At 69.3% G+C, this 20,599-nt stretch carries 18 protein-coding genes; 9 read left to right on the top strand and 9 right to left on the bottom strand.

Annotated features, from left to right (window positions below):
* The first annotated feature begins 39 nt into the window (after window positions 1–39).
* From EPY72_RS10985 to EPY72_RS10970, 4 genes are all read left to right on the top strand, one after another.
* Window positions 40–1,431 (top strand): CaiB/BaiF CoA transferase family protein, encoded by a 1,392-nt coding sequence (locus EPY72_RS10985; protein WP_135806450.1) that lies wholly within the window; start codon window positions 40–42, stop codon window positions 1,429–1,431.
* A complete protein-coding gene (locus tag EPY72_RS10980) occupies window positions 1,428–2,504 on the top strand; it encodes a LeuA family protein (RefSeq protein WP_134672342.1) in 1,077 nt (358 codons plus the stop codon). The genes EPY72_RS10985 and EPY72_RS10980 overlap by 4 nt, the downstream gene beginning before the upstream one ends.
* 204 nt (window positions 2,505–2,708) lie before the next feature.
* Complete coding sequence (locus tag EPY72_RS10975) at window positions 2,709–4,307, top strand: methyl-accepting chemotaxis protein (RefSeq protein ID WP_135806449.1); 1,599 nt, start codon at window positions 2,709–2,711, stop codon at window positions 4,305–4,307.
* Window positions 4,300–5,037 carry a bacteriorhodopsin gene (locus tag EPY72_RS10970; protein WP_134672340.1) on the top strand — a complete coding sequence of 246 codons (738 nt, stop codon included), beginning with the start codon at window positions 4,300–4,302 and terminating at the stop codon, window positions 5,035–5,037. The genes EPY72_RS10975 and EPY72_RS10970 overlap by 8 nt, the downstream gene beginning before the upstream one ends.
* A gap of 46 nt (window positions 5,038–5,083) precedes the next feature.
* Here EPY72_RS10970 and EPY72_RS10965 read toward each other — a convergent pair whose 3' ends face one another.
* Window positions 5,084–5,515, bottom strand: a complete 432-nt coding sequence (locus tag EPY72_RS10965; protein ID WP_135806448.1) for an NUDIX hydrolase — start codon at window positions 5,513–5,515, stop codon at window positions 5,084–5,086.
* Window positions 5,516–5,680: 165 nt separating this feature from the next.
* On the opposite strand from EPY72_RS10965, the gene EPY72_RS10960 reads away from it, so the two are divergent.
* Complete coding sequence (locus tag EPY72_RS10960; RefSeq protein WP_135806447.1) at window positions 5,681–6,271, top strand: AsnC family transcriptional regulator; 591 nt, start codon at window positions 5,681–5,683, stop codon at window positions 6,269–6,271.
* Between the two features lie 24 nt (window positions 6,272–6,295).
* Here EPY72_RS10960 and EPY72_RS19420 read toward each other — a convergent pair whose 3' ends face one another.
* The gene (locus EPY72_RS19420) at window positions 6,296–6,466 is read right to left on the bottom strand and encodes a hypothetical protein (RefSeq protein ID WP_167599506.1); all 171 of its coding nucleotides are present in this window, start codon (window positions 6,464–6,466) and stop codon (window positions 6,296–6,298) included.
* Between the two features lie 229 nt (window positions 6,467–6,695).
* Between EPY72_RS19420 and EPY72_RS10955 the strand changes: the two genes are divergently transcribed.
* Both EPY72_RS10955 and EPY72_RS10950 read left to right on the top strand, forming a co-directional pair.
* Window positions 6,696–9,152, top strand: coding sequence for a ribonucleoside-diphosphate reductase subunit alpha (locus tag EPY72_RS10955; RefSeq protein WP_135806446.1), 2,457 nt, complete (start codon window positions 6,696–6,698; stop codon window positions 9,150–9,152).
* A 1-nt stretch (window position 9,153) separates the two neighbouring features.
* Window positions 9,154–10,140 (top strand): ribonucleotide-diphosphate reductase subunit beta, encoded by a 987-nt coding sequence (locus EPY72_RS10950; RefSeq protein ID WP_135806445.1) that lies wholly within the window; start codon window positions 9,154–9,156, stop codon window positions 10,138–10,140.
* On the opposite strand, the gene EPY72_RS10945 is transcribed toward EPY72_RS10950, so the two are convergent.
* The 6 genes from EPY72_RS10945 to EPY72_RS10920 all read right to left on the bottom strand — a co-directional run bounded on the left by EPY72_RS10945 (window position 10,141) and on the right by EPY72_RS10920 (window position 16,183).
* Window positions 10,141–10,632, bottom strand: a complete 492-nt coding sequence (locus tag EPY72_RS10945; RefSeq protein WP_134672335.1) for an acyl-CoA thioesterase — start codon at window positions 10,630–10,632, stop codon at window positions 10,141–10,143.
* Window positions 10,633–10,693: 61 nt separating this feature from the next.
* A complete protein-coding gene (locus EPY72_RS10940; RefSeq protein ID WP_135806444.1) occupies window positions 10,694–12,280 on the bottom strand; it encodes a cobyric acid synthase in 1,587 nt (528 codons plus the stop codon).
* A complete protein-coding gene (locus EPY72_RS10935; RefSeq protein WP_135806443.1) occupies window positions 12,281–12,970 on the bottom strand; it encodes a cob(I)yrinic acid a,c-diamide adenosyltransferase in 690 nt (229 codons plus the stop codon).
* Window positions 12,967–14,271, bottom strand: a complete 1,305-nt coding sequence (locus tag EPY72_RS10930) for a cobyrinic acid a,c-diamide synthase (protein ID WP_135806442.1) — start codon at window positions 14,269–14,271, stop codon at window positions 12,967–12,969. The genes EPY72_RS10935 and EPY72_RS10930 overlap by 4 nt, the downstream gene beginning before the upstream one ends.
* Complete coding sequence (locus tag EPY72_RS10925) at window positions 14,268–15,317, bottom strand: nicotinate-nucleotide--dimethylbenzimidazole phosphoribosyltransferase (protein ID WP_135806441.1); 1,050 nt, start codon at window positions 15,315–15,317, stop codon at window positions 14,268–14,270. Before EPY72_RS10925 ends, EPY72_RS10930 begins: the two co-directional genes overlap by 4 nt.
* Window positions 15,318–15,421: 104 nt before the next feature.
* Window positions 15,422–16,183: a cobalt-precorrin-7 (C(5))-methyltransferase gene (locus tag EPY72_RS10920; protein ID WP_134672330.1), complete on the bottom strand. Its 762-nt coding sequence runs from the start codon at window positions 16,181–16,183 to the stop codon at window positions 15,422–15,424.
* Window positions 16,184–16,455: 272 nt separating this feature from the next.
* On the opposite strand from EPY72_RS10920, the gene EPY72_RS10915 reads away from it, so the two are divergent.
* The gene (locus EPY72_RS10915) at window positions 16,456–19,101 is read left to right on the top strand and encodes a heavy metal translocating P-type ATPase (protein WP_244605565.1); all 2,646 of its coding nucleotides are present in this window, start codon (window positions 16,456–16,458) and stop codon (window positions 19,099–19,101) included.
* A gap of 93 nt (window positions 19,102–19,194) precedes the next feature.
* Here EPY72_RS10915 and EPY72_RS10910 read toward each other — a convergent pair whose 3' ends face one another.
* On the bottom strand, window positions 19,195–19,377 hold the full coding sequence (locus tag EPY72_RS10910; RefSeq protein ID WP_135806439.1) for a hypothetical protein: 183 nt from the start codon (window positions 19,375–19,377) through the stop codon (window positions 19,195–19,197).
* 213 nt (window positions 19,378–19,590) lie between these two features.
* Between EPY72_RS10910 and EPY72_RS10905 the strand changes: the two genes are divergently transcribed.
* On the top strand, window positions 19,591–19,986 hold the full coding sequence (locus tag EPY72_RS10905) for a CopG family ribbon-helix-helix protein (protein WP_135806438.1): 396 nt from the start codon (window positions 19,591–19,593) through the stop codon (window positions 19,984–19,986).
* The last annotated feature ends 613 nt before the right edge of the window (window positions 19,987–20,599 follow it).

Raw genomic sequence — 20,599 nt, 5'->3', positions numbered from 1 at the left:
ACCACCACTCGCCTCACCGACACCACACCACCTCATACGATGACGAACGACACGACTCTCCCCGCGAACAGCGTCTCGGCCGACCGACGACCCGCCCGCAACGGGCCGGCGGGTGCCGACTCGACCGGCTCCGACGACCGCACCGACCGCCGACCCCCCGAAGGCCCGCCCCGATCGGGCTCCAGAGCCCTCGACGACGATCGGCTCCGCGCCGACGGCGGCCGGGTGGCGCCCGGGCTCTTGCCCGGCGGGGAGGGCCGCCCGCTCTCGGACGTGACGGTCCTCGAACTCGGTCACATCATCGCCGGCCCGTTCTGCTCGATGGTGCTCGCCGACCTCGGGGCGGAGGTCATAAAGGTCGAACACCCCGAACTGGGCGACGCGGTCCGGGATTCGAGCCCGATCGGCAACAGCTCGTTCAACTACGTCAACCGGAACAAGCTCGGGGTCGCCCTCGACCTGAAGTCCGAGGAGGGCCGGGCCGTGTTCCACGACCTCGTCGAGGAGGCCGACGTGCTGGTCGAGAACTTCGCGGCCGGCACCGCCGACCGCCTCGGGGTCGGCTACGACGACCTCGCGGGCGTGAACGACGAACTGGTGTACTGCTCGATCAAGGGGTTCAATCCGGGCCCGTACGAGTCGTTCCCCGCGCTCGACCCCGTCGCGGAGGCGCTCTCGGGCGTGATGAGCGTGACCGGCCACCCCGGGGAGCCGCCGGTCCGGTCGGGCACCAGCCTCTCGGACATGGCGGCGTCGCTGTACGCCGCGGTGACGGTGCTCGGGGCGGTCCGCCAGCGCGACGCGACCGGCGAGGGCCAACACGTCACGGTCCCGCTGTTCGAGAGCACGGTCGCGCTCATGGGCTACTGGCTGGCGTACACCCAGGCGTACGACGACGTGCCCGAGCCGATGGGCGCGAGCCACCCCGGCTGGGCGCCCTACGACGTGTTCGAGTCGGCCGACGACGAGTGGGTGTTCGTCGGCCCGTCGTCGGACCGCCAGTGGCGGCGGTTCTGCGACGCGCTCGACCTCGACGTCGCCGCCGACGACCGGTTCGCCGAACTCGCCGACCGACTCGACAACCGCGAGGAACTCCACGAGATCGTCGCGGCGACCTGCGCGGAGTTCGGGACCGACGAGATCGTCGCCCGACTCCAGGACGCCGGCGTCCCGGTCGCGCCCGTCAACGACACCGAAGACGTCTGTGGGGACCCGCATCTCCGGGCGACCGAAGCGCTGGCCGAGGTCCGGGCCACCGAGGGCGAGGGCGGTCGCGTCCGGACGCCCCGGTTCCCGGCGCGGGCGTCGGGGTTCGACCGCGTCGAGTCGTCGGACCCCCCCGCGCTCGGCGAGGACACCGGGGCGGTGCTCGAAGCGCTCGGCTACGACCGCGAGGAGATCGACCGGCTCCACGAGGAGGGCGTGGTGTGAAGCTCCTCGATCTGACGCTCAGGGAGGGCGAACAGCGTCCCGGCGTCGAGTACTCGGTCGACCGGAAGGTCGCGGCCGCCCGCGAACTCGACGCGCTCGGCGTCGAGTACGTGCAGGTCGGCTTCCCGGTCGCGGACGATCGGACCGCCCGGGTCTGTGACCGCCTCGACCTCGACGCGGCGACGACGGGGATCGCTCGCGCGGTCCCGGGCGACGTCGACGCGGCGATCGAGGCCGGCGTCGACGTCGTGAACGTCTTCGCCCCGACCAGCGACCGACAGCTCGAACACGTCCTCGGGAAAGATCGCGTGGAGCTGACCGCGGCCGCGACGGCGGCCGCGGACCGCGCCCGCGAGGCCGGTCTCGGCGTCCACTTCGACGCGATGGACGGCTTCCGGACCGATCCGGGCGCCCTCGACGACCTGTTCGGGGCGGTCGACGCGGACCTCTACACCGTCGCCGACACCGTCGGGAGCCGGACGCCGACGGGGGTGGTCGAGCGCCTCGACGCGCTCGATACGGACCTCGAACGGGTCGGGGTCCACTTCCACGACGACCTCGGGGTCGCCACCGCGAACACGCTGGCGGCCGCCCGATGCGGGGTCGCGAAGGCCGACGTGTCGGTGGCCGGGCTCGGCGAGCGCGCGGGCAACGCCTCGCTGGAGGCGGTCGCCGCGTCGGCGCTGGCCGGCGACGAATGCGTCGACGTCGGGCTCGACGAGGGGTCGCTACTGCCCGGCGCGCGCGCGGTTCTCGACGCGCTCGGCGAGGACGTGGCCCCGACCGCGCCACTGCTCGGCGAGGACGCGTTCGCCCACGAGTCCGGGCTCCACACCGCCGCGATGCTGGCCGAGCCGAGCGCCTTCGAGCCGTTCGACCCCGCGCGGTTCGGCGGCGAACGCCGGCTCCTGTTCGGCGCCGCGACGGGCCGCGGTGGGGCGCGCCGGTTGCTCGAACGGGCCGGCCGAGAGCCGACCGACGAGCGCGTCCGCCGGCTCCTCGACCGGCTCGATGCGGCCGACCGCGAACTCGGGCTCGACGAGGCGGTGGCGATCGCCGACGAAATCGCCTGACACGGCGGTGCGTAACTGGTTCGGACTCGCCGATTCGTCGACGCCGCCCGGCGACCAACCGACCACGCGGTGCTAACGGCCTCGAAACGGGCGCCTCGAAGTCCCCCGTTCATCCGTCCAGTCCTCGGATATAGAGTCTATTATCTCGTCTGATACTTAGGTCCAAAAGTTTAAAAGTTGAATTTGGGAATACGGTTTTGGCAAATGACAACTGTATCCGTAGACTGGATCTTGCAGAAGTACAGCCGCCGAATCGGCGCGGCGCTGGGGGTCGCGCTCGGGGCGACCGTCGTGTTCGGCGTCCTCTTCGCGATGGACGTCTCGCGCGTCGGCGCGACCGGGGGGCAGGCGGTCGCCGCCACGCTGTTCGTCCTCGCGCTTCATATCGGTCTGCTCGGTATCGTTCTGGCCGGGAGCGTCGGCGTCGAACTCCGGAACCTCACCGCCGCGGCCGAAGCCATCGAGTCGGGCGATCTCGACGTCACCCCCGAGAGCGACCGCCCCGACGAGTTCGGCCGTCTGGCGGCGTCGTTCGACAGCATGCGGCGATCGCTCGACGAGGCGTTCGCGGAGTCCGAGACCGCCCGCGAAGAGGCCGAGCGCGCTCAAGAGCGCGCGGAGGCCGCCCAGCGGGAAGCCGAAGAGCGAAGCGAACGCCTGCTCGAACGGGCCGAGGACGTCGGCGACGCGATGGCCTCGGCCGCCGAGGGCGACTTCAGCCACCGCCTCGACACGGACACCGACATCGAGGCGATCGAACGGATTGGCGCCGCCTACGAGGAGATGGCGACCGATCTGTCCGCCACCGTCGAGGAGATCATCGCGTTCGCCGCCGAGGTCGAGACCACGAGCACCGCGGTCGCGGACGACGCCGCGGCGGTCGAGCGGCGCCACGAGTCGCTCGCCGCGGACATCCGGTCGCTGGCCGACGACGTCGCGAGTCAGGCCGACCAGCTCGAAAGCGCGGTCGAGGAGGCCAACGACCTGTCGGCGACGATCGAGGAAGTCGCCTCGACGACCGACGAGGTCGCCGACCGAGCGACCGACGCCGCCGAGGCCGGCGAGGCCGGCGCCGAGCGCGCCGAGGAGGCGATCGACGCGATCGACCGGATCGAGGAGGCGGTGACCGAACTCGGACGGCTGGTCGACAACCTCGACGAACGGATGGAAGAAGTCGGCGAGACGACGGGACTCATCGACGACATCGCCGAGCAGACCGGCCTGCTGGCGCTGAACGCCAACATCGAGGCCGCCCGCGCCGACGCTGAAGGCGACGGCTTCGCGGTCGTCGCGGACGAAATCAAGCAACTCGCGGCCGAGACCCAGGACGCGGTCGATCAGATAAGCAGTATCATCGAGACCGTTCGGGGCGACGTCACCGACGTGACTCGGGAGATGGACGACACCAGACGTCGCATCGACGAGAGCGTCGAAACCGTGACGGCGACGGGCCAGACCCTGCAGGGACTGACCGACACGGTCACCGACGTCGACGACGCGATGGCGGAGATCAACCGCGCGACCGACGACGGTGCGGCCGCGACCGAGGAGGTCGCGGTCGCGGTCGAGACCGTCCGCGAGGTCGCCGTGGAGGTCGCGGACCGATCCGAGGACCTCGCGGCGACCGCCGACGAGACCGCGGCGACGATGGCCGACGTCCGCGAGCGAACCGATACGCTCGCCGACCGGACCGCGGACCTCCGCGAGATGCTGAGTTCGTTCGAGACCCGAGACTCCGGCGACGAAGACGACCCGATCGCCGCGTCTCCGTCCGGCGCGCCAGTGGGGGGAAGCGATGATTGACGAACCGACCCTGTACGCGGTCGGCGGCGTCGCGTACGCGGTCACCCTCGCGGTCTTGCTCCTGTGGCTCCGCCGGATTCCACAGCGGCTCCATCACTACTGTCGGCTCGTCGTGGCGGTCATGGCCGTCAGTACCGTGTGCAGTTTCCTCGCGGCCGCCGGCGTGGGCGCGTTTTCGGCTCACGGCTACTTTTTCGCCCTGCCGAACGTCGCCAACGACGTGTTCGCCTACTCGTTACTGTGGTTCGTCACCGCGAAGCTCGCCGGTGCGAAGCGCCGGAACCTCGCGATCGTGACCGCCGCCCCCGCAGTGCAGGTCCTTGCGTTCAACTTCGGCGCCAGAGCGGGCGGTCTGGTGACGCTCGTCTCGACGCTGATCGTCATTGGCGGGCACGTTTTCGTCGCGTACCTGTTCGTGGGGCCGATCTGGGAGACGGCCCAAAACCGCTCGGCCGATCGGCGACTGCTCCACTGGAAGGCCCGAAACCTCCTGCTTTTCCTCCTCGCGATGCTCATCGCGTACGCGTTCATCTCGGACGCGGGAGCGTTCACGAAGTTCGGAGACATTCTCATCAACCACTACATCTCGGTGCTGATCCGCGTCGGCTTCGCCGGCTTCCTGTTCGCGAACATCCGCGCGCTGGACGAAGCCGAGCGCGCCGACGACCGCGCCGACCCCGTTCGGTCGCCCGAGTTCGACGGTCCGACCCCCGAAGCGACCGGCGACTGACGCCGGGCGCGGGGCCGCGGCCTCCGGGATTTTCCGCGAGTCGATCCTACAGCAGGTGGACGTAGTCGTCGAGCGCGAGCGCGAATTCCTCGTCGGCCGGGAGGTCGACCCACGAGAACTCGAACTCCGCGCCGACCTCCTCGCCCGACCCGGTCACGGTGTGAGTCCACCGGTCGCGGGGGTCGTGGACGGTCGCGTGGAAGAAGTGGCGGACGTACCGCCGCGCCGGCCTGCGGCGCCACACGTCGGTCGCGAGGTGGCGCGTGTCGGCGAGCGCGCCGAGCCCGCTCTCCTCGGCGACCTCCCGAAACACCGCCTCCCGGGGCGTCTCGCCCGCCTCGATGGTCCCCTTCGGGATCTGGAGGCCGTCGTGGCCCGGGCCCTCGAACGCGAGCAGTTCGCGCTCGCCCCGGGTGATGTACGCGCACGCCTTCTGGACGTACGTGATGTCGTCGGCCGCGGCTCCGTCGATAGACATGTTTACCATTCGACGACGTTTCCCCTCAAAAGCGTTTCTGCAAGGAGTATTAAGGAGAGTAAGGGGATCGCCGGGACGCCCCCGTCCCGCGCCGATCGCGCCCCGGACCGGGTCGGGGCCGCGGCGCCGAAACATGTTTGACGGTGGACACGCGAGTGCGTACCAATGAGGGAACTCGACGAAACCGACCTCGAAATTCTCCAGTTGCTCGTCGCGAACGCCCGCCGACCGTACAACGAGATCGCGGACGCTGTAGAACTCTCGCCGCCGACGGTCTCCGACCGCATCGACCGCATGCGCGAACTCGGCGTCATCCAGCAGTTCACCGTCGATCTCGATCGCTCGCTCCTCTCGGAAGGGATCGCGGTGCTCGTCGACCTCCGGATCGAACCCGGTCGGGTCGCCGACGTCCGCGAGCGCGTCGAAGCGCTCGACTCGGTCGAACACGTCTTCGTCACCGCCGACGGCCGGGTGGTGTTCCACGCCAGACTCGAAGACGGCGCGGTCGAGCCGCTACTCGCGGACTCGCTCGACACCGACGCGATCCGGTCGTACGACGTCGACCTGCTCGCGGAGTCGTCGTGGTCGCCAGAACCCGAGGGCGCGGAGTTCGCCCTCGAGTGTGACGAGTGTGGCAACACCGTCACCAGCGAGGGCGAGTCGACCCGGATCGACGGCGACCTCTACCAGTTTTGCTGTTCGTCCTGTCTGGCGCGATTCGAACAGCAGTACGAGGAGATGAGAGAGGCGGCCTGATCCGGCCGCCGGCCCCGAGTTCGCCTACTCGACCGACTCGAAGACGAGCAGTATCGTGACCCCGTTCGACCCGAGGCCGATCTCCTGATCGACGAGGTCGTAGCCGTCCTCTTCGTACGCTCTGATTCGGTTGTTGGCCGTGCTCTCGGCCTGCTTCTGGCTCCCCGACTCGACTATCTCTAGCTGTTTGCTCACGCTCCCCGTTCGACGGTGAGGACCGTAAATGGGGAGGTCGGTTTCGCGAGTCACTCGCTCGGTAAATCTAACTTGTACTTCTGAAAGTAGTGTTGGAAAGCTTTATCCGGGTCGGGGCGAACACCAACTGGTACGGCCGGAAATCGGACGAGTCAGCCGCTCGACGCCGAACAGTGGCAACGCTGTCGCTCGCCGTATCGACGCCGACGTCCGGTCCGGCCGACCACCCATGAATCAGACGACGACTTCCACCACCGAGACGATCCGCGCGGTCCTCGACCGCGCACGAACGGGACGCGAGGACGTACTCACCGACCCGGTGTTCGACGACCTCGCCACCGAGATCGAACGGAACCTCTACGAGGACGCCTCGATCGAGGAACTGTACGACGCGGTGATCGACGCGCTGACCGCCCGGATCGAGCGCGATCCTGCCTACAAGCGGATCGCGGCCGCGGCGTTCCGCGAGCGCTACTACCGCGAAGTCGTCGGGACGGTTCCCGACGACTTTGCGGCGGCCGCCCGCGAGAGCTTCGCCGAGAACGTCGAGAGAGGCGTCGAAGACGGCCTGCTCGACGAGCGCATGCTCGCCTTCGACCTCGAAGCACTCGCGGAGTCGCTCGCGGTCGAGCGCGACGAACTGTTCGACTACATGGCGCTGGACACTCTCTACCAGCGGTACTTCCTCCAGACCGCCGACGGCGAGCGCCTCGAACTCCCGCAGGCGTTCTGGATGCGCGTGGCGATGGGGCTCGCGCTGGCCGAACCGGTCGCCGACCGCGAGGCCCGCGCCCGCGAGTTTTACGAGCTCATGTCGACGCTCCGGTTCGTCCCGTCGAGCCCGACGCTGTTCCACGCCGGGACGACCCACGCCCAACTGAGTTCGTGTTACCTGACGACCGTGCCCGACGACCTCGCCGGCATCTTCGACGCCTACAAGGGCCACGCTCGGCTCTCGAAGTGGAGCGGCGGGCTCGGCAACGACTGGACGCCGATCCGGGCCGCCGGGTCGCTCATCGAGTCGACCGGCGTCGAGTCGACCGGCGTCGTCCCGTTCCTCAAGATCTCGAACGACGTGACCGCGGCGATCAACCGCTCGGGCAAGCGCCGCGGCGCGGCCTGCGCGTATCTGGCGTGCTGGCACCTCGACTTCCCGGCCTTCGTCGACCTGCGACGCAACACCGGCGACGAGCGCCGCCGGACCCACGACATGAACACCGCGGCGTGGATTCCGGATCTGTTCATGAAGCGGGTGCGGGCTGACGAGCAGTGGACACTGTTCTCGCCCGACGAGGTGCCCGAACTCCACGACACGTACGGCGAGGAGTTCGAGGAGCTATATCGCGAGTACGAGCGGAAGGCCGAGGCTGGCGAGCTCCGCCAGTACGAGACGGTCGACGCCGCCGAGCTCTGGCGCGAGACGCTCACCAGGCTGTTCGAGACCGGTCACCCGTGGATCACGTTCAAAGACCCCTGTAACGTCCGGTCGCCCCAGGACCACGAGGGCGTCGTCCACTCCTCGAACCTCTGTACCGAGATCACGCTCAACACGAGCGAGGACGAACACGCCGTCTGCAACCTCGGGTCGGTGAACCTCTCGAAGCACGTCGAGCCGGCGGCCGAGCGCGTCCCGTCGGAAGGGACCGACGGGAACGCGGCGCTCGGCCTCGACCGCGAGAAGCTCCGGGAGACCGTCGAGACCGGGATGCGGATGCTCGACAACGTTGTCGACCTCAACTTCTACCCCACCGACGAGGCCGAGCGCTCGAACATGCGCCACCGCCCGGTCGGGATGGGCGTGATGGGGTTCCACGAGGCCCTGCTCGAACGCGGGATCCCGTTCGCTTCGGAGGCGGCGGTCGAGTTCGCCGACGCGTCCCAGGAGCTGGTCTCCTACCACGCCATCCGGAGCTCGGCGGAGCTGGCGGCCGAGCGCGGTGCTTACCCTTCGTTCGAGGACTCGAAGTGGGATCGGGGTATCCTCCCCCAGGACACTCTCGACCTGCTCGAAGAAGAACGCGGCCGCGAGATTCCCCTGCCCCGCGAGGAGCGCCTCGACTGGGGGCCGGTGCGGGAGGCGGTCGCCGACCACGGGATGCGGAACTCGAACACGATGGCGGTCGCGCCGACCGCGACCATCTCGACCATCGCCGGCACCACGCCGTCGATCGAGCCGGTCTACTCGAATCTCTACGTCAAGTCGAACATGAGCGGGGACTTCACGGTCGTCAACGACCGCCTCGTCGCGGACCTCGACGAACGGGGCCTCTGGGACGAGGAGATGGTCGACCGGATCAAATTCCACGACGGCTCGATCCAGGAGATCGAGGCGATCCCCGAACCGATCCGAGAGCTCCACCGGAGCGCGTTCGAGATCGACCCGCGCCACCAGCTCCGGCTCACCGCCCGCCGGGGTCGGTGGATCGATCAGTCGGTCTCGCACAACGTCTTTTTCCCGTCCACCGACGGCTCGCTGCTCGACGACGTCTACCAGACCGCGTGGGAGCTGGGGCTGAAGACGACCTACTACCTGCGGACGCTCGGGGCCTCACAGATCGAGAAGTCCACCGTCGACATGGCGGAGTACGGGAAGACTCAGACCCGGGATCAGTCGAGCGCCGAGTCGAACCGCGAGCGAACCGACCTCCCGAACGTCGAGGACCCGACCTGCGACGCCTGCCAGTGATATGATACTGAACGACGACAAGACCGACCCGAACAAGATACTGCCGATCGAGTACGACTGGGCGCGCGAGTACTACCGCGCCGGCGTGAACAACAACTGGGTGCCCGAGGAGATTCCGATGGGCGAGGACGCCAATCAGTGGAACGGCGACGCGCTGACCGACGCCGAGCGCCAGCTCGTCGAGTGGAATCTTGGGTTCTTCTCGACCGCCGAATCGCTGACCGCCAACAACATCGTGCTGGCGCTCTACGAGTACGTCACCAGCCCGGAGTGTCGTCAGTACCTCCTCAGGCAGGCCTACGAGGAGGCCATCCACACCGACACCTTCATCTACTGCTGTGACTCGCTCGGCCTCGACCCCGACTACGTCTACGGCATGTACGAGGAGGTGCCGTCGATCGAGGAGAAAGACGCGTACGTCGTCGATTTGACCGAGGACATTCTCGACGACGACTTCGAGCTTCGGACCGACGCGGACGTCCGGTCGTTCCTCCGGGACCTCGTCGGCTTCTACGTCATCATGGAGGGCATCTTCTTCTACGCCGGATTCGCGATGATGCTCGGGCTCAAGCGACAGAACAAGATGGTCGGTATCGGCCAGCAGTTCGAGTACATCATGCGCGACGAGTCGGTCCACCTCGCGTTCGGGGTCGACCTCATCAACACCGTCCGGGAGGAGCACCCGGGCGTCTGGACCGACGAGTTCGGAGCCGAGATCGCGGCGCTGATCGAGGAGGCGGTCGAGCTCGAACAGCTCTACGCCCGGGAGGCCTGCCCCGACGAGATCCTCGGGATGGGCCCCGAGCAGTTCGCCGAGTACGTCGAGTACGTCGCCGACCGTCGCCTCCGCCAGCTCGACCTCCCGGCGTCGTACGGCACCGACAACCCCTTCCCGTGGATGTCGGAGGCGACCGACCTCAACAAGGAGAAGAACTTCTTCGAGACCCAGGTGACCGAGTACCGGTCGGGCGGCTCGCTCGACTGGTAGCTACTCGGTCTCGGCCAGCGCCGCCCTGCGCCGGGACCGCTCTTCGAGCGCCTCGCGGCGCTTTCGCTCCTGTTCGTCGGTCGGACACCGGAGATCGGGCACGGCCGCCGCGTTCTCGTCGCCGTCGAGCGCGACGAAGGTGAAAAACGAGGTGGCGGTCTCGCGGCGCTCGTCGTCGCTCGGCCGCTCGGCGTACACGTCGACTTTCGCTTCCATGCTCGACTCGCCGGTCTCGAAGACGTAGGCCTCGGTCACCACGACGTCGCCGAGGTCGATCGCTTCGAGGAAGTCGACGTGGTCCATCGACGCCGTGACGACCTGCCGCCGCGAGAACCGCCGCGCGGAAATCGCTCCACAGATGTCCATCCAGTGGAGGACCGACCCGCCGAGCGCCCGACCGAGGTTGTTGGTGTCGTCGGGCATCAGGATCTCGCTCATTTCGGTGTGTGACTCGTCCAGCGTCGCGGTCTGCACCGTCTCGGTCTGCTCCATGTCGCGGGATTCGGCGCCGCCCGAATAAAACTACTAGGATTTCACTACACAAAGCGAGCTTTCATAAATCGCGCGCCGTGGGCAGTCCGAGCGCCGCCAGATCCACATGCTCGCGAACGAGTTCGGCCGCGGCGTCGTGGGGCGAGGCCGCCTTCCCGCCTGCGTCCGGCGGCGTCTTCCCGCTCGCCTCGAAGACCCGCGCGACGAACGCCGAGCGGGCGTTCTCGTTCTCGAACAGGCCGTGGAGGTAGGTCCCGAGCACTCGGTCGGTCGCGGCGCTGGCGGGGCCGACCGGCCGGTCGACCGGCGCCGTGGGCGTCGACTCGCCCATGTGTATCTCGTAGCCCGAGACCGTCCCGGACGCGCCGGCGATGGGGCCGGTCCCGTCGACCGATCGGGTCACCTGCGCGACGCGCTTGTCGGCCGAGAAGCTGGTCTCGACCGGGAGCAGGCCGAACCCCGGGACGGTCCCGCGCTCGGCGGTGCTCTCGACGCCCGCGTTCCGGATTCGCTCGCCGAGTACCTGATAGCCCCCACAGAGGCCGACGATCGGTCCGTCGAACTCGGCCAGCGCCTCCCCGAAGCCGGCTTCCCGGAGCGCGAGCAGGTCGTCGACGGTGTTTTTCGTCCCCGGGAGGACGACCGCGTCGGCCTCCCCGAGGTCGGCGTTCGGGGGAACGTACGCGACCCGAACGCCGGGCTCGCGTTCGAGCGGTTCGAGGTCGGTGCCGTTCGAGACCCGCGGGAGCCGGACCGCCGCGACCGTGACCGCCCGGTCGTCCGGGACGCCGTCGTCGTCGCCCCGGACCGCCCGCTCGCCCTCCGCGGGCAACGAGACGCTGTCCTCCTCGGGGAGTCCGGGGTCGTCGTACGGAAGCACGCCGAGGATCGGGACGCCGGTTCGGTCCTCGAACTCCGCGATCCCCGGGTCGAGGATCGACCGATCGCCCCGGAACTTCGTGACGAGCGCGCCCACCACTCGCTCGCGGACGTCGTCGGGCATCAGTTCGAGCGTGCCGTAGAGGCTGGCGAACGCGCCGCCGCGCTCGATGTCGGCGACCACGATCACGTCGGTGCCGTCGGCGAACCGGGCGGTCTCGACGTTCGCCAGATCCCGGTCGTGGAGGTTGATCTCGGCGATACTGCCCGCGCCTTCGGCGACGACCACCTCGTGGTCGGCGGCGAGTCGCTCGAAGGACTCGACCGCGGCGGCTCGGGCGCGCACCCAGTGGTCGTCGTAGTACGACCCCGCCTCGAAGTGGCCGACGGCCTCGCCCTGAACGACCAGTTGGCTCTCGCCGTCGCCGCGGGGCTTGAGCAGGACGGGGTTCAGATCGGTCGTCGGCGTGATCCGGGCCGCCCGGGCCTGAACGTACTGGGAGACGCCGATCTCGCCCTCTCTCCTCTCTCCCTCCCCCAGACCCCCTCCCTCTCTCCTCGCACCCGATTCCGCCGCCGCGCGCTCGCCCGCCCCGCGGTCGCCGCCGGCCGCGGGCGCGAGGACGGCCCGAGCGTTGTTGCTCATGTTCTGGGCCTTGAACGGCGCGACCGAGACCCCGGCGTCGGCGAGGTGCCGACAGAGCCCCGCGGCGACGGTGCTCTTGCCGACGTGGCTCGCGGTCCCGGCGACCAGCAGCGTGCGGGTCATTCAGTACTCCGTGCCCTTCCGAGCGGCGTGGCCCGACTCGATGGGGTGGGCCTCCTTCCGGACGTTGGTGACGAGGTCCGCGCGCTCGCACGCGAACTCGGGGCGGTCGTGGCCGCCGGTCAGGACCAGTTCGAGGTCGTCGGGTTTGGTCTCGACGAGGTCGATCACCGCCTCGGGGTCGATCAGGCCGCGGTTAGCGGCGTAGAGCACCTCGTCGAGGATCAGCATGTGGACGCCCGCGTCGGCCGGCGCGTCGGTGGCGACCGGTTCGTCGCCGGTCGACTCGCTGGCCTCCACTATCTCACGCGCACGCGCGAGCGCGGCGGCGGCCTTCGCGTCGTGCTCGTCGTCGTCCGAGCCGTCGAGGAAGCCGTGCCAGCCGTAGTGGCCGGTGTTCTCGTAGGTGAACCCGGGGACGCGTTCGATGGCGTTGTACTCGCCGCGCGTGTCCTCTACGGTGCCGGTCCCGCCCTTCATGAACTGGAGCATGTGGACGCGGTAGCCGTGGCCGGCGGCCCGAAAGCCCATCCCCAGCGCGGCGGTCGTCTTGCCCTTCCCGTCGCCCCACCAGACCTGCACCAGTCCGAACTCCTCGGGGGTCGACGGTTCGATGGCCTCTGCGGTCGGCGCTCGGTCGCTCGCTGTCTGTTCGCCCGTGCTCCGGTCGGTCGATGTGTGGTCGTCTGTCATAGGTGGTCGATGAATGTGTCGAACGCGCCGCTCTCGGCGTGGACGTGGCAGTAGGTGCCCAGCGTCCGGTATTCGGTCAGTCCGTCGCGATCGCCGTCGATCCCCTCGCCCCGCTCGACGTCGAAGGCGAACCGGGCGTCTGTCGCGGGGTCGGCGGCGGAGTAGTGGAACTCGTGGCCCCGGAGGCGGTCGCCCGCGCTCGCGGTGAGGGTCCGCTCGCGCGCCCGGAGTTCGACGTGGTCGAGCGCCTGATAGCGCTCGCGCATCTCCACGTCCGCCGGGAGGACGCCCGCCATCTCGTAGCTGTCGCCGTCGGTCGTCGTGAGCGACTCCGCGAGCGCCATCAGTCCGCCACACTCCCCGAACACGGGGAGTCCCTCGCTCGCGCGCTCGCGGAGGGTCGCCAGCGCCGGGCTCACCGCGAGGTCTTGGGCGTACAGCTCCGGGTAGCCCCCCGGGAGGTAGACCCCGTCGCAGTCGGGCAGGTCGTCGCCCGCGACGGGTGAGAACGTCCGCACGTCGGCCCGCGCTCGGAGCCGCTCGACGGTCGCGGGGTACCGGAAGCTGAAGGCCCCGTCTCGGGCGATCGCGATCCGCTCGCCGGTCGCTCGCTCGCCCGGTCGGGAGTCGGGGTCGGGCCGCGGCGGCTCGCGGGCCGTCGCCAGTAGTCGCTCGGCCCGGACGTGTTCGGCGGCCGCCGACAGGGCCTCGTCGCTCAGGGGCCGCTCGTCGCCGCGTTCGAGCCCGAGGTGGCGTTCGGGGACTTCGAGGGCGGGGTCGGGCCCGATCCGTCCGAAGTACGCGAGGTCGTCGGGGAGCGCTTCCCGGACGCCCTCGGCGTGACGACCGCCGTGGGCGCGCTGGGCGAGGACGCCGGCGACCTCGACGTCCCGACCGACGCGCTCGGCGTACTCCCGGAAGCCGAGCGCGGTCGCGGCCACGCTCTCCATCCCGGCCGCGGCGTCGACCACGAGGACGACCGGGAGGTCGAGCGCCTCGGCGACCATCGCGGTGCTGGAGCCGTCGCCGTCGTACAGCCCCATCACGCCCTCGACGACGCAGATGTCGCCGTCGCCCCGGTAGTAGTTGCGTCGCAGGCCCTCGCGGCCCTCCAGCCAGCAGTCCAGCGTCCGCGACGGGCGACCGGCGACTCGCTCGTGGTGGCTCGGGTCGATGAAGTCGGGCCCGGCCTTCGCCGGCTGGGGGTCCCGGCCCGCCTCCGCCAGCGCCCGGAGCACCGCGAGGGTGGCGACGGTCTTGCCGACGCCCGAACTCGTCCCACCGAGAACCACGCCCTTCACGGCCCGGCCTCCCGAGGGTCGTCGTCCGGGTCGGCGTCGCGGCCCTCGCCCGGCCGGCCGTCGCCGGTAATCCGGTCGTAGACGACGCCGATCTGCTCGCGGATCGCGGCCGGCGACGCGCCCGCCCGGTCGGCGAGCGCGAGCGCGCCGCCCATGCCGACCCCTTCTTTGGCCTCGCCCGCGAGGTAGGCGTCGGTCGCGGGGTGGTCGCCGGCCTCGAACTCGGGGTCGGTCACGGTCAGCGAGAGGTCGAGGTCGTCGGCGAGCGCGCCGATCGCGGCGGTGTCGTCGTCGGCGACGAAGCGCGTCGTGGCGAGTTCGAGCGGCGCCTCGATCCCCGCGTGGCGGACGAGCGCGCCCGCCGCGGCCAGTTGGGTCCCGCCGGCGAGGGTCACGTCGGTCCCGGCATCGAGTGCGCCCCGCGTCAGCCCCGCGACCGCGGCGAGTACCGGGTCGCCCATCCGGCGGACGGCCCCGCGGGGATCGCCTCGACAGTCGCCCGCCGAGAGGTCGCTCGCGGCGAGCGCGTCGGCGACGACCTCGCGTTTGAGTCCCATCGGATTGTCGGGTAGCGACGAGGACACCGACGCGCGTTCGCCGAGCGCCGAGAGGACGCCGAGCGCGGTGGTGGTCCCGCCCGGAACCGTCTCGGCGACGACGAGCTCCTCGTCGGGCAGTGACGCGCCGAGGTCGCGAGCCGCGGCGAACGTCTCGGAAGCGTCCGCCACCGGCTCGGGCTCGCGCACGTCCCCACCGGGGCCCGATCCCACCTCGACGGTCGGCGCGCCGGTCGGCGCGGCGAGTCCGGCGTCGACTATCAGCGTCTCGAAACCGAGCCGCTCGCGGACCGCGCGAGTGACGACCGCGGGCGTGGGACACCCCGTGGGACTGACCGGGACGACCGGCGCGTCGACCGGCCGGCCGTACTCCACGATCTCGGCGTCGGCGCTCGGGGTGTGGGCCATCAGCGCGGGATCGGCGCCCGCGGCGCTGATGCCGTCGATCTCGGCGGTCCGGGTGGCGCCGGAGACGAGGACGAACCTCATCGGCCACCCCGGCCCGACCCGCCGGTCCGCAGTCTCTCGGTCGCCGGTTCGCTCGCGGCGTGACGAAACACCATCGTGGCGTGATTAGGACAAGCTGGGTTTAACTACTTAGTGGTTCGGTCGGCCCTGACGACCAGCACCGAGAGGTCGGAGTACGGGGAGTCCGAGCCGCCCGCAGAGTCGGCGAGCGCGCCAAGCGTCGTGCGCGTGATCGTCTCGTCGTCGTGAGTGAGTCGCTCGCAGACGAGCGCGTCGAGGCACGTCGGCGCGCCGCTCTCGACCAGTTCGCGAGCCACGTCGCCCGGCATCCAGTCGAACGGGCGGGGCAACACCAGCAGGTGGCGGTTCCCGACCGCGGCCCGGAGCCTGTCGAGGTCGGGGTCGATCTCGCCGCTCTTGTGGAGGGTCACGAACACCGACTCCTCCATCGGCGTCCGAGCCCTGCTCGCGGCCACCTGAAGCGACGAGACCCCCGGGACAACCCGGACCGGTCGCTCGACCGCCGCCTCGACCTTCCCGACGAACTGGTAGCCCGAGTGGTTCGGGTCGCCCATCAGCACCGCGGTCCCGGTCTCGCCCGACGCGACGCGGTCGGCGAACGCCGCCAGCGTCTCGGCTTCGTCGGCGTAGCCACACGCCAGGAGGTCCGCGTCGGTGCGGTCGGCCACGTACTCGATCACCGTCTCGAAGCCGACGACGACGTCGGCGTCTCGGATCGCGCGCTCGCCCCGGGGCGTGAGGTACTCGAGGTTCCCCGGTCCGATCCCGACCGCGCGGACGGGGTCGTCCGGACCGTCGGGTTCGGGGTCGGCGGCCGCGACGCCGGCGGGGTCGGGCCCCGCATCGAGGTCGTAGTCGTCGCTCACGGTTTCACCTCGCCGCCGGGCCGGCGTCTCTCGGTCGACATCACTCGGGACGTTCCGCGCGAGCGGTAAAACCGTTCGGTGGCGCGCTCGGGGGCGATCGCCCCGCGTACAAATTTAGGAAACAAAAGACGCACACCGGCTGAGTTTACTTATGATCGTATTCGGCACCGCGATCGTCGGCTCGAAAAGGGAAAATCCGCATAAACGTGGGTCCCGTAGTACACGACAACGAGACACCTATGGCCCAAACCGCACACCTCGAGATACGGGGTATGAGCTGTGCCAACTGCTCGGGGACGGTCGAAGACGCCCTCGGGCAACTCGACGGCGTTCGGGAGGCGAACGTCAACTTCGCCACCGACGAAGGCACCGTCGAGTACGATCCCGACGCGACCTCGCTCGCAGATATCTACCGGGCGATCGAGGACGCCGGCTACGAGCCGGTCGCCCGGCAGGTGTCGGTCGGCATCTCCGGGATGTCGTGTGCGAACTGCTCGGAGACTAACGAGAGCGCCCTCGAAGCGACGCCCGGGGTGATCGAGGCCGACGTCAACTACGCGACCGACGAGGGGACGGTGCGGTACAACCCGCAGGACGCCGCGCTCGGCGACCTCTACGACGCCATCGAGCGGGCCGGCTACGAGCCGATCCGCGACGACGACACCGACACCGACGGCGCCACCGACGCCGACCGGCGAGACGAGGCCCGCCAGGCCGAGATCAGCCGACAGCTCCGGCTGACGCTGTTCGGCGCGGTCCTCTCGCTCCCGCTCGCGTTCTTCATGCTCGAACACTACCTGTTCGACGACCTGCTCGGTGAGGCGGTCCTCGGCGTGCCCCTCGGGTGGGTCATGTTCGGGCTGGCGACGCCCGTCCAGTACTTCCTCGGCAGGGAGTTCTACGAGAACTCCTACACCGCGGTCGTGCGCAACCGGACCGCGAACATGGACGTGCTCATCGCGCTCGGCTCCTCGACCGCGTACTTCTACAGCGTCGCGGTCCTGTTCGACCTGCTCGCGGGGAGCCTCTACTTCGACACCGCCGCGTTCATCCTCGTGTTCATCACGCTGGGCAACTACCTCGAAGCCCGCTCGAAGGGGCAGGCCAGCGAGGCGCTCCGGCGACTGCTGGAGATGGAGGCCGACACCGCGACGGTGATCCGGGACGGAGACGAGACCGAGATCCCGGTCGAGGACATCGAAGTCGGCGACGTGATGGTCGTCCGGCCCGGCGAGAAAGTCCCCACCGACGGCGAGGTGGTCGAGGGCGAGAGCGCGGTCGACGAGTCGATGGTGACCGGCGAGTCGGTGCCCGTCGAGAAGCGCCCCGGCGACGAGGTCGTGGGCGCGACCGTCAACGAGAACGGCGTCCTGAAGGTCGAGGCGACCAAGGTCGGCGCCGAGACCGCCCTCCAGCAGATCGTCCAACTGGTCAAGGAGGCCCAGAGCCGCCAGCCCGAGATCCAGCAGGTCGCCGACCGGATCTCGGCGTACTTCGTGCCCGCGGTCATCACCAACGCCCTGATCTGGGGGCTCGCGTGGTACGCCTTCCCCGAGGCGCTCGCCGGGTTCGTCTCCGGCCTCCCGCTGTGGGGGCTGGTCGCCGGCGGGCCGGCGGTCGCGGGCGGCACCGTCACCGTCTTCGAGTTCGCGGTAGTCGTGTTCGCCTCCGCGGTCCTCATCGCGTGTCCCTGCGCGCTCGGACTGGCGACGCCGGCCGCGACGATGGTCGGGACCTCGATCGGCGCCCAGAACGGCGTCCTGTTCAAGGGCGGCGACGTGCTCGAACGCGTCAAGGACGTCGACACGGTGGTGTTCGACAAGACCGGGACGCTGACCGAGGGCGAGATGCGATTGACCGATGTGGTTCCGATCGCTCCCGATAGCGACGGCGCTGGGGCGGCCACGGACGGCGGCGAGCCGACCGACGGTGAGCGCGAGCCGCGCCAGACGGAGTCCGCCGGTGGTCCGGAAGCCTCCTCGGGCCCTCGATCCGACGGCGGAACGCTCGAAGCGCCCGCGGAGATCGACGAGGCGTTCGTGCTCGGCGCCGCCGCCAGCGCCGAGAAGGGCAGCGAACACCCCCTCGCGGAGGCCATCGTCGAGGGCGCCGAGGAGCGCGGCATCGAGGTCGAGGACCCCGAACGCTTCGAGAACGTCCCCGGTCACGGCGTGAAGGCCGCCACCGGCCACGGGGAGGTGCTGGTCGGCAACCGAAAACTGCTCGAAGACGAGGGCGTCGACCCCTCCCGGGCCGAGGCAACGATGGAGCGACTCGAACGCGAGGGTAAGACCGCGATGCTCGTCGCCGTCGACGGCGAGCTCGTCGGAGTGGTCGCCGACGCCGACACGGTGAAAGAGACCGCGAAAGACGCTGTGTCCGGCCTCCGGGAGACGGGCCGGGACGTGATGCTCATCACCGGCGACAACGAGCGGACCGCCCGCGCGGTCGCCGACCGGGTCGGCATCGACCCCGAGAACGTCCGGGCGGAGGTCCTGCCCGAGGACAAGGCCGAGGCGGTCGAGTCGATCCAGTCGGCGGATCGCCGCGCGATGATGGTCGGCGACGGCGTCAACGACGCGCCCGCGCTCGCGGCGGCCTATGTCGGGGCCGCGATCGGGAGCGGTACCGACGTGGCGATCGAGGCCGCCGACGTGACGCTGATGCGCGATGACCCGGCCGACGTGCTGAAGGCGATCCGCGTCTCGGAGGGGACCCTCTCGAAGATCAAACAGAACCTCTTCTGGGCGCTCGGCTACAACACCGCGATGATCCCGCTGGCCTCGCTCGGACTGCTTCAGCCGGTGCTCGCCGCCGGTGCGATGGCGTTCTCCAGCGTGAGCGTGCTGACCAACAGCCTCCTGTTCCGGCGATACACCCCCGACCACGACTACGAACTGCTCGGGTTCCTGCGGTGAACGCCGCCTCGTCGCGGGCCTCGGGGCGCCGCCCCTTCGGAAAATCGGGTTTTCGACCGGGGCTCGCCGACCGCCCCGTCGGAACCCCGACCGCTATCGGAGCGCGACTTGGACGCCCTCGTAGGCGAGTCCGCCCTCGAAGACGAGCAGGAGCGCGACGAGCGTGCCGGTGAGCCCGGTCAGTTCGAACCACTCGAACGTTCTTGCGGCCAGTACCACCAACTGGACGGTGAGCAGGACGTAGATCACGGTCGGAACCAGTGCTGCTTCGTCCATCGGTCCCACCAGTCGAACGGTGGTCGCGCGGAAGACAAAAAATTGACGTTTAAAGGAGCCCGGAGACGAAGCCGACCCCCATCTCGACCGGTATCGCGGCCGCTCTCCTCGCGTCCCGACTGTGACTGTCGTCGTGGTGGCCGTAACTACGTACGCAGGCTCGGCTCCGTGCCCAACGAAAACACACAAGCCGTTCGCGAGCAAGCCCAAGGCATGCGCACGAGTCTCACTGTTCCCGAGGACGTGCTGGCGGCGTTCGACGAGACGTGGCAGGCGGAAGGGCTCGACTCGCGGTCGCGGGCGGTCCGCGAGGCCATGCGCGAGTACGTCGAGTCTCACGACGAACTCGAAGCCACCGCCGGCGAGGTCGTCGCCGTGCTCGCGTACGACTACGAACACGAGTCGGTGGTCCACGACCTCCACGACGTCCAGCACGAGTTCGGCGACGTCATCGCCGCCACGAGCCATGTCCACCACGGCGAGTGGTGTCTCGAAACCGCGTTCTGCCGCGGTCCGGCCGGCGACGTCCGCGAGCTCGCGTACCGCCTCCGGAACTTCGACGCGGTCGCGAGGGTGAAAGTCATGGTTCTGGGAACCGACCGAGAGTAAGTCCGGGCGGGGCTGGAATCACGATAACGCGACCCACTGGACTTACGGTTCGACGGTCTTAAGTGTAACCCGGCCATTCGTGGTAATGTGAACGAAGTCCGGTGGTTCGGGCTTCCGTGAGCCAGCGAGAATCGGCGTCTTTTTAAGACGCCTCGGCTGGCTGACGTTCAAAATCCGATCCGACGCCCTTAAGTGAAGTCGGGTGCTCGGTGTTGGATGTGCACGAGCCTTCGGGGGTCTTCCCGCCGAAGGCCGGCCCGGTTCGACGCCCTTAAATGAATAGGGCGGTTCGAATCGTAATGCAGCAAACGACACGACGTGATTCGGGACGCGTTCAACTCGCGTCGCGATCTCGGACCGAACTCGCTTCGATGGGTTTAAGACCGATCGAAGCAAACGTTCAGGTCCGAAGGAAATGAGGATTCCACCCCTGCGGTCCGCCGTACACGATGGGATCTGATGTTAGCCCTGGTAGTTCGGTGACACCCGGTCGGACGTCGGCCAGTGTCGTCGAACTGACGGACATTTAGCATTCAGTTGCTTCCGCCAGAGACCCACCGAACCCTTCGTGGTTCGGCAACCATTCCGGTTGATCCTGCCGGAGGCCATTGCT

The sequence above is a fragment of the Halorussus marinus genome (assembly GCF_004765795.1).
Taxonomy (GTDB): Archaea; Halobacteriota; Halobacteria; order Halobacteriales; family Haladaptataceae; genus Halorussus; species Halorussus marinus.
Note: the sequence above shows the minus strand (reverse complement) of the source record. Positions and strands in the feature narration are given on the sequence as shown.